Below are 6,584 nucleotides of genomic sequence, written 5' to 3' on the forward strand. Positions count from 1 at the left end.
GAGGCGGCAGGGTTCCCGCGGCACCGGGTGGGCGATCCGGCCTTATGGTCGGGTTGCTGGCCGCCTCGGCGACCTTCAGCCTGTTCCTGATCGCCGCCCTGTTCTGGGGCTGGAGCGTCTTTTATGCGCCGGGGCCGTCGGCACCGGCCGGGGACACCACCGTGGTCACCCTGCCCAGCGGTTCCGGGGTTCCGGCCATCGCCGCCATCCTGAAACAGGCGGGCGTGATCCGCTCGCCGGACATGTTCAAGGCGGCGGTCAGCCTGACCGGAGCCGACCGCAAGCTGCGCGCGGGCGAATACGAGGTACCGTCGCGCACCTCGCTGCGCTCGGTCATCATCCTGCTCGTCGAGGGCCGGGTGGTGCGCCACTATGTGACCCTGCCCGAAGGCTGGTCCTCGGCCCAGGCGGTGGACATCCTGATGCGCCAGTCCGTGCTGACCGGCGAGCCCGAGACCCCGCCCGAGGGCAGCCTGTGGCCCGACACCTATGAAATCAGCCGCGGCGAGCCCCGCGAGGCGGTGATCGCCCGCATGCAGCGCGCCCGCGACCAGAACCTGGCCCGGATGTGGGAGCTGCGCAGTCCCAATTCGGTGGTCCGTTCGCCGGAAGAGGCCATGATCCTGGCCTCCATCGTCGAGAAGGAGACCGGTATCGCCGCCGAGCGTCCGCGCGTCGCCGCCGCCTTCTCCAACCGGCTGCGGATCGGCATGCGGCTCGAGAGCGACCCGACCATCGTCTACGGAATCACCCGGGGGCGTCCGCTGGGACGCGGCATCCGCCAGTCGGAACTGCAGCGCCAGACCCCGTGGAACACCTATCAGATCGACGGTCTGCCGCCGACGCCGATTGCCAATCCGGGCAAGGAGGCGCTGGCCGCCGTACTCAATCCGCCGCGCACCGACGAGCTGTTCTTCGTCGCCGACGGCACCGGCGGCCACGTCTTCGCCCGCACCTATACCGAACATCTGGCCAACGTCGCCCAATGGCGGGCGATCGAACGCCAGAAGGCGGGCCTGCCGCCCGAACCGATCGCGCCCGCGCCGCTCGAGTCCGTCCCCGACGGCCCTGTGGTCCCGCCGGGGGCTGCGGTGATCACCGTCCAGCCCGCCCCGGCCCTGCGTCCCGCCCCGGCGACCCGATGAGCGATCTGTCGGGCATGACCGGCTTCGGCCGGGCCGACGGGGCCCTGCACGGCTGGACCTGGGCGGTCGAGGCGCGCTCGGTCAACGGCCGCAATCTCGAGGTCCGCTTCCGGGGTCCCCCCGGCTTCGACAGCCTCGAGCGCGTGGCCAGGGCGGCGGCCCAGGCGCGGTTGAGCCGCGGTCAGGTCACCGTCGGCATCCAGGCCAAACCCGACGACAGCGGCACGGCGACCGTGCGTCTCAATCCCGAGGTGCTGGCCCGCTATGTCGCCCTGGCCGCAGATCTGGTGCGCGACGGGGCCGCCCCGCCCACAGCCGACGGCCTGCTGGCCCTGCGCGGGGTGCTGGAGACCGCCGAGCCGGACGCCGACCCCGAGGCCCGCGCCGCCGTCGAGATCGCCATGGCCGCCGCGATCGAAGCGGCCCTCGACGCCCTGAAGCTGTCGCGCGACCGCGAGGGCGGCCAGCTGCTGCCGGTGATCACTGGCTTCATCGACGACATCGAGACCCTGATCGCCCGCGCCACTGAAGAGGCCGGGGCCCAGACTGATACCATCCGCGAGCGCTTCGCCCGCCGCATGACCGAACTGGCCCCTGACGCCCCGGGGCTGGATGAGCGCATCTATCTGGAGGCGGCCTCGCTCGCCACCCGCGCCGACGTGCGCGAGGAGCTGGATCGCCTCAGTGCCCACCTCGCCTCGGCCCGCACCCTGTTACAGCAACCCCCCGCCGGGCGGAAACTCGACTTCCTGATGCAGGAATTCATGCGCGAAGCGAACACACTCTGCTCCAAATCGGCTACGACGCCGCTGACTGCCGTGGGACTCGCGCTAAAGGCGGTGATCGAACAGCTCCGTGAACAGGTCCAGAATGTCGAATGAACGCACGCCCCGCCGGGGTGTCCTCCTGATCGTCGCCAGCCCCTCGGGGGCCGGCAAGACCTCGCTCTGCCGCCGGCTGATGGCCGATCACGGCGGTCTGGAGCTGTCGGTATCGATGACCACCCGCGCCATCCGCCCCGGCGAGGTCGCCGACCGTGACTATCATTTCGTCGACGAGACCGAGTTCCAGCGCCTGATCGACCAGGACGCCTTCCTCGAATGGGCCGATGTGCACGGGGCCCGCTACGGCTCGCCGCGCGCCCCGATCGAGCGGGCCCTGTCGGCCGGCCGTGACGTGCTGTTTGACATCGACTGGCAGGGCGCGCGCGACATCGCCGCCCAGTGCCCTGAGGACGCCGTGCGCGTCTTCATCCTGCCGCCCAGTCTGGAAGAGCTGCGCCGCCGTCTGGTGACCCGCTCCCAGGACGCCGAGGACGTCATCGAACAGCGGATCCAGAACGCCAAGGGCGAGATCGCCCACTGCGACGACTTCGACTATGTCTTCGTCAATGACGACTTCGACCGCTCCTATGCCGAGCTGGCCCATATCTACCACGCCGAACGCTCGAAACAGTCGCGCAACACCTGGCTCCAGGGCTACCGCCGCGCCCTGCTGAACGAGGCGGTCTAGAGCAAAATCGGTCAGGCCTGATGAGCTGACGGGCGGAGCAGGACGGCCGTGGCGACCAGGGCGGCCAGCGCGAAGATCCCGCCGGCGACGAAGGTGGCGGCGGGGCTCCACATCGACCACAGGGCCCCGGCCAGCACGCTGGCGATCAGCAGGGTCACCCCGGTCGCCAGGTTGAACAGGCCGAAGGCCGTGCCCCTCAGCCGCGCCGGGGCCCGGTCGGCGACCAGGCTGGACAGCACCCCCTGGGTCAGCCCCATATGCAGACCCCACAGCCCGACCCCGACCAGCACCCCGGTCACCCCGGGGGCCAGGGCCAGCACGGCGTCGGCGACGATCAGGGTGACCAGTCCCACCACCAGCAGCCCCTTGCGCCCGATCCGGTCCGACAGGATGCCGGCCGGGGTCGAGACCACGGCATAGACGACATTCATCACCACCAGCACCAGCGGCACCAGCATCACCGCCAGACCGGTGTCCTGGGCCCGCAGCACCAGAAAGGCCTCGCTGAACCGGGCCAGGGTGAAGACCGCGCCGATGGTCACCACGATCCAGAAGGCCTTGCCCATGGCGCGCACCTCGCTCCAGCGGATCGGCACCCTGGCCGCCCCCGTCGGGTCGGCCCGCTCCGGCTCGCGCACCGCGAACACCAGCACCAGCACGGCGATCGTGGCCGGGACGATGGCCCAGGCGAAGACGGCGCGGATGTCATTGGCCAGCACCAGCATCAGGCCGATGGCGATCAACGGCCCGGCGAAGGCCCCGACCGTGTCCAGCGACTGGCGCAGGCCGAAGGCCGCCCCGCGTGCCTCGGGGGCGGTGATGTCGGCGACCAGCGCGTCACGTGGCGCCCCGCGGATGCCCTTGCCGACCCGGTCGACGAACCGGGCCCCGAACACCTCGAACGGCGTCACCGCCAGCGGAAACACCGGCTTGGTCAGGGCCCCCAGCCCATAGCCGACCACGGCCAGGATCTTGCGCCGCCCCAGCCGGTCACTGAGCCAGCCGGAAAACACCTTGGTGATCGAGGCCGTCGCCTCGGCCACCCCCTCGATCAGCCCGACCAGCAGGGCGCTGGCCCCCAGGGTCCCGACCAGAAACACCGGCAGCAGGGCGTGGATCATCTCGGACGAGATATCCATGAACATCGACACAAACCCCAGGGCCCAGACCCCGCGCGGCACCGCCTTCAGATTCTTCAGCACCGTCGATCTCCGCCTGTAGTTGGAGCCTGTAGCAAGCCCCGGATCGACTTGACCAGTCCGGTTTCCGCGGCCCTCCCCTAAAGTCTCCGCCAGCCTTAACCCCGCCCCGCCGATCTCCCCGGTTAGCCGTGTGGTGATGCCGCGCGCGGGGGTTGCGGGTCCGCTCTCCTTCGGGTTGACGGGTCGCCCACGAACAGTAACACTGTTCGGCGACTGGGGCGTGGAGGCGGGTGACGCAGATGCAGGTCGATCGGTCTGGCAGGCTCTTCAGGATTCTGTTCGCGTTGGCCGTCCTTGGTCCGATCAGCGGTTGCGCTTCCCTGCGGGGAGAGCCAGCCGCGATTTCGGCTCCGGCCAACTACGACGACACGACCGTGCTGCAACACTACACCTCACTCCGGGACGAGGCGGCCCGCGTCGATTACCGAAACGAGGTCGCCTACCGCTGGATTGCGGTCTCGGATGCGGAATTTGCCGCGTTTCGCCATGCCCTTTCGCGCGAGATGAAGGGCGTCAACCTCGGCTCTGATCTGGCCGTTCTGGTGATGAACGGCGCGGCCGCTGTGTCAGGAGCCCAGGCCGCGCGTGCGCTGGCCGTGGGGTCGGCGACGGTTCTCGGCGGAAACGCAACGTTGAACCGCGAGGCCTTTCTCGATCAGAGCCTCGCGACCGCGTTGACGACCGCGCAGGCAAGCCGCACCCGGCGGCTCACAGAGATCAGGCGCCGACTGGTTCGGGACACGGCGCGACAGTATCCGCTTGGCGACGCGCTGATCGACATTCGCGGATTGAACGCCACGGCCAGCATCAACAATGCATCTGCGCAGATGGCGGCCGCTGCGGCGTCGGATCTGGCCGAAGCCAACGAGCAGGCAGGACGGGTGGTTTCGATCCCGCTCGCTGAAGCGGACGTCCACGCGGTGCGGGCGGCTTTCTCCGCATATGTGGTTACAGAGACCGACGTCGGGAAGCTCAACCAACTGGCTGGCGTGCTGTCGGCGGATCCGGATCCGAACCTGCGTCTCTATCAACAGAACATCATGGATGCCTACGCCCAACGGGTCGGGGGGGACCGGGCGGCGGTGAATCTGCTGGCCCCGGCCCTGAAGATGATCACCGGAAGGGATTTCAAGCTATGAGTCTGCCCCGGACCTACGCCGTGTCGGATAATCTGACGCTTGAAGAGCTGGAAGTCTGGATCAACCAGATGGAAGATATCGCCGTGTCGAAAAGCACGGCGATAAAGGCAGGCGGGTCGCCCCCGTTGACTCAACTAACCGTCGATCTCGAGCAGCCCAAGCCGACGCAGCGCGCGCGCATCCAGCTGGAGCACGTGCCCGGCGACGCGGTCATCCATGGCCAAGCATATGTCTCGATGGAGAAGAAGGACGTCTCCATCACCCGTTGATCGAATCCGATAGGGTTCGCCCGTGCCGGGCGAACCGCTTCACGCCTGACAGTGAATACGGCCCCTACCCCAACGCTCCCGCCAGTCTCAAAAACCCCGCCCCGTCGATCACCTCGGCCCGCGCATCCGCATCGACCCCGGCCGCTTCACACAGCGCCGCGCCGCCCAGTTGCTTCAGGCTGGAGCGCAGCATCTTGCGCCGCTGGCCAAAGGCCGCCGCCGTCACCGTCTCCAGCCGTTTCAGCGTGGCGCGGTCGGGCCGGTCGGGGCGGGGGATCAGATGCACCACGGCGCTGGCCACCTTGGGCGGCGGGGTAAAGGCCGCGGCCGGCAGATGCATGACGATGCGCGCCTCGCACACGGCCTGGGCGATCACCGCCAGCCGGCCGTAGGCGTCCTCGCCGGGGGCGGCGACGATGCGCTCGGCCACCTCCTTCTGGAACATCAGGGTCAGGGCCACCGGCAGCCACGGCCCGGTGATCCATTTGATCAGCAGCGGCGTGCCGACATTGTACGGCAGGTTGGACACCACATGGGCCGGCCCTGCGACCAGCGCCGCCTCATCGACCTTCAGCGCATCGGCCTCGACCGTGACCAGCCGCCCGGGGCCCCCGAATTCGGGCCTGTCCAGTTCGGCCAGCAGCGGCAGGAAGCGCGGATCCTTCTCGATCAACACCACCTGGCCCGCGTCGCTCTCCAGCAGCGCCCGCGTCAGCCCGCCGGGCCCCGGCCCGACCTCGATCACGCCGCGCCCCTCGAACGGCCCCGCCAGCCGCACGATCTTGCGCGTCACATTCAGGTCCAGCAGGAAATGCTGCCCGAAACTCTTCTTGGCCAGCAGCCCGTGGGCGTCGAGCGTTTCACGCAGGGAGGGGAGGTCGGTCATCGGGAGGATTGGGTCCGCATCACCGCTGCATGACGGTGTATCGCCTCGAGCACAACATTCGGATTGCGCAGGAAGGTCTCATTGCCGAACCGCAGGACCGTGAAGCCGGCCCCGGCGAGGCGGGCGTCGCGCTCGGCGTCCGCCTGTTCGCGCAGGCGATGGACCCCGCCGTCCAGCTCGATCACCAGCTTCAGTTCCGGGCAGGCGAAATCGGCGACCGCTCCGGCCACCGGCATTTGTCGCCGGAATTTCAGCCCATCGATCTGCCGGTTGCGCACCAGCGCCCACAGATGCGCCTCGGCTCCGGTCATCCCCTGCCTGAGCTTTCGCGCCTGCCGCGTCCTGACGCCCGACTGGAACATGCCCGCCAATCTAATCCTTCTCCCCTCGAGGGAGAAGCAACCATGTCAGTTTGGCGTGGCGGTCCAGGG

8 protein-coding genes are annotated in these 6,584 nt (G+C 69.0%); 5 read left to right on the forward strand and 3 right to left on the reverse strand.

The genetic code is table 11. From position 1 onward, the window contains the following. Positions 1-44: 44 nt before the first annotated feature. From mltG to gmk, 3 genes are read left to right on the forward strand one after another with little or no spacing between them, the layout of a single operon-like run. Entirely contained in the window at positions 45-1,145 is a 1,101-nt protein-coding gene (gene mltG, locus AAC050_RS12860; protein WP_339915489.1) for an endolytic transglycosylase MltG, read from the forward strand. Then, entirely contained in the window at positions 1,142-2,026 is an 885-nt protein-coding gene (locus AAC050_RS12865; protein WP_339915490.1) for a YicC/YloC family endoribonuclease, read from the forward strand. The genes mltG and AAC050_RS12865 overlap by 4 nt, the downstream gene beginning before the upstream one ends. Further along, positions 2,016-2,657 (forward strand): guanylate kinase, encoded by a 642-nt coding sequence (gmk, locus tag AAC050_RS12870; protein WP_339915491.1) that lies wholly within the window; start codon positions 2,016-2,018, stop codon positions 2,655-2,657. Before AAC050_RS12865 ends, gmk begins: the two co-directional genes overlap by 11 nt. Positions 2,658-2,668: 11 nt before the next feature. On the opposite strand, the gene AAC050_RS12875 is transcribed toward gmk, so the two are convergent. Further along, a complete protein-coding gene (locus AAC050_RS12875) occupies positions 2,669-3,859 on the reverse strand; it encodes an MFS transporter (RefSeq protein WP_339915492.1) in 1,191 nt (396 codons plus the stop codon). A 239-nt stretch (positions 3,860-4,098) separates the two neighbouring features. On the opposite strand from AAC050_RS12875, the gene AAC050_RS12880 reads away from it, so the two are divergent. Both AAC050_RS12880 and AAC050_RS12885 read left to right on the forward strand, forming a co-directional pair. Then, positions 4,099-4,998, forward strand: a complete 900-nt coding sequence (locus AAC050_RS12880; RefSeq protein WP_339915493.1) for a hypothetical protein — start codon at positions 4,099-4,101, stop codon at positions 4,996-4,998. Further along, positions 4,995-5,267, forward strand: coding sequence for a hypothetical protein (locus tag AAC050_RS12885; protein ID WP_339915494.1), 273 nt, complete (start codon positions 4,995-4,997; stop codon positions 5,265-5,267). Before AAC050_RS12880 ends, AAC050_RS12885 begins: the two co-directional genes overlap by 4 nt. Before the next feature lie 64 nt (positions 5,268-5,331). On the opposite strand, the gene rsmA is transcribed toward AAC050_RS12885, so the two are convergent. Further along, entirely contained in the window at positions 5,332-6,153 is an 822-nt protein-coding gene (rsmA, locus tag AAC050_RS12890) for a 16S rRNA (adenine(1518)-N(6)/adenine(1519)-N(6))-dimethyltransferase RsmA (RefSeq protein WP_339915495.1), read from the reverse strand. Next, positions 6,150-6,515, reverse strand: coding sequence for a DUF559 domain-containing protein (locus AAC050_RS12895; RefSeq protein WP_339915496.1), 366 nt, complete (start codon positions 6,513-6,515; stop codon positions 6,150-6,152). Before AAC050_RS12895 ends, rsmA begins: the two co-directional genes overlap by 4 nt. Positions 6,516-6,584 lie beyond the last annotated feature (69 nt).

Origin of the sequence: uncultured Brevundimonas sp. (assembly GCF_963974615.1) — a bacterium.
Classification (GTDB): Bacteria; Pseudomonadota; Alphaproteobacteria; order Caulobacterales; family Caulobacteraceae; genus Brevundimonas.

Bases quoted from the DNA above. Each gene is read 5' to 3' on its own strand.
- gmk (WP_339915491.1), top strand. From the start codon at position 2,016: ATGTCGAATGAACGCACGCCCCGCCGGGGTGTCCTCCTGATCGTCGCC.
- AAC050_RS12885 (WP_339915494.1), top strand. From the start codon at position 4,995: ATGAGTCTGCCCCGGACCTACGCCGTGTCGGATAATCTGACGCTTGAA.
- mltG (WP_339915489.1), top strand. From the start codon at position 45: ATGGTCGGGTTGCTGGCCGCCTCGGCGACCTTCAGCCTGTTCCTGATC.
- AAC050_RS12880 (WP_339915493.1), top strand. From the start codon at position 4,099: ATGCAGGTCGATCGGTCTGGCAGGCTCTTCAGGATTCTGTTCGCGTTG.
- rsmA (WP_339915495.1), bottom strand. From the start codon at position 6,153: ATGACCGACCTCCCCTCCCTGCGTGAAACGCTCGACGCCCACGGGCTG.
- AAC050_RS12865 (WP_339915490.1), top strand. From the start codon at position 1,142: ATGAGCGATCTGTCGGGCATGACCGGCTTCGGCCGGGCCGACGGGGCC.
- AAC050_RS12895 (WP_339915496.1), bottom strand. From the start codon at position 6,515: ATGTTCCAGTCGGGCGTCAGGACGCGGCAGGCGCGAAAGCTCAGGCAG.